The 1,534-nt window shown below is 72.6% G+C and carries 1 protein-coding gene and 1 pseudogene; both read left to right on the top strand.

Annotation, left to right across the window (positions count from 1 at the left end; translation table 11 throughout):
- Nucleotides 1-331 (top strand): annotated as a pseudogene (locus G3O00_RS42380) (serine hydrolase); the annotation flags it as partial.
- The coding region (locus G3O00_RS42375; RefSeq protein ID WP_206146564.1) for an MFS transporter at nt 328-1,534 on the top strand (1,207 nt) is incomplete at its 3' end. The pseudogene G3O00_RS42380 and the gene G3O00_RS42375, both read left to right, overlap by 4 nt.

Here is a 1,534-nt window from a genome sequence, read left to right as displayed (position 1 = left end):
GCTGCGCACGGGCCGTGACGGCTGGCTTGGGCGCGCATGGACCGACGAGATGGCGCGCGCGCAGCCGGGTGCGCACGACCTGCGGGATGCGCCGGGTTTCGGCTTCGGGCTCGGCTTTTCGGTGCTGCGCGACCCGGTGGCCGCGCAGTCGCCGGAGTCGGTCGGCACCTGGCGCGGCGGCGGCGCGTATGGGCATACGTGGTTCGTCGACCGCGCGGCCGGGCTGACGGTCGTCGCGCTGTCCAACACGCTGTACGAGGGCCTCAATGGGCGGATCGTGACCTGTGTGCGCGATGCGGTCTACGGCGTCGAAACCGGGAGCGCGGCATGAGCGATTGCACGTCGATCGATGACGAGCTGGCCGTTCGACCGGTGCAGGCCGGCACGCGCCTGCCGGTTGCGAACCTGCTGGCGCTCGCGACGGCCGGCTTCATCACGATCCTCACCGAAGCGTTGCCGGCCGGCCTGCTGCCGCTGATGAGCGTCGACCTGCGCGTGACCGAGGCGCTGATCGGCCAGCTCGTGACCGTGTATGCACTCGGCTCGATCGTCGCGGCGATTCCGCTCGTCGCCGCGACGCGCGCGATGCGCCGGCGCAGCCTGCTGCTCGCGGCGCTGGCCGGCTTCGTCGTGTCGAATGCGCTGACGGCGGTGTCGCCGTACTACGCGCTCACGCTTGCCGCGCGTTTCGTCGCGGGGATGGCGGCCGGGCTGCTGTGGGCGCTGCTGGCCGGCTATGCGAGCCGGATGGTCGATGCGTCGCTGCGCGGCCGCGCGATCGCGGTCGCGATGCTCGGCGCGCCGGTCGCGATGTCGATCGGCATTCCGGCCGGCACCGCGCTAGGGGCGGCATTCGGATGGCGCATCGCGTTCGCGGGCATCACGCTCGCGGCGCTCGTGCTGATCGGCTGGATCCGCTGGCGCGTGCCCGACTATCCGGGGCAACAGGCCGGCGCGCGCGAGCCGGTGCTCGGCGTGATGACGCTGCCAGGCGTGCGGCCGGTGCTGACCGTGATGTTTGCGTACGTGCTCGCGCACAACATGCTGTACACGTACGTCGCGCCCTTTCTCGCGGGCGTGCGGATGGGCGCGCAGGTCGATGCGGTGCTGCTCGTGTTCGGGATCGCGTCGCTGGTCGGCATCGCGCTGACGGGTGCCTGGATCGGCGCTGCGCAGCGCCGTCTGACGCTCGTCAGCATCGCGTTGTTCGCGATCGCGGCGGCGATGCTCGGCGCCGGTTCCGGAATGGCGATCGTCTATGCGGGCGTCGCGCTGTGGGGGCTCGCGTTCGGCGGCGCGCCGACGCTGTTCCAGACGGCCACCGCGAACGCGGCAGGGGAGGCGGCCGACGTCGCGCAGTCGATGCTCGTGACGGTGTGGAATCTCGCGATCGCAGGCGGCGGCATCGCGGGCGGGATGCTGCTCGGTGCAACGGGCGCCGGTGCGATTCCGTGGGTGCTCGTCGCGCTGCTGGCGGCGGCCTGGGTCGGCGCGTGGCGTGCGCGCCGGCATGCGTTTCCGGCGCCGCACGCGG

Origin of the sequence: Burkholderia sp. Ac-20384 (assembly GCF_017104605.1) — a bacterium.
GTDB lineage: Bacteria > Pseudomonadota > Gammaproteobacteria > Burkholderiales > Burkholderiaceae > Burkholderia > Burkholderia lata.
The sequence above is the reverse complement of the archived record's forward strand: the minus strand, read 5'-3'. Positions and strand labels throughout refer to the sequence as shown.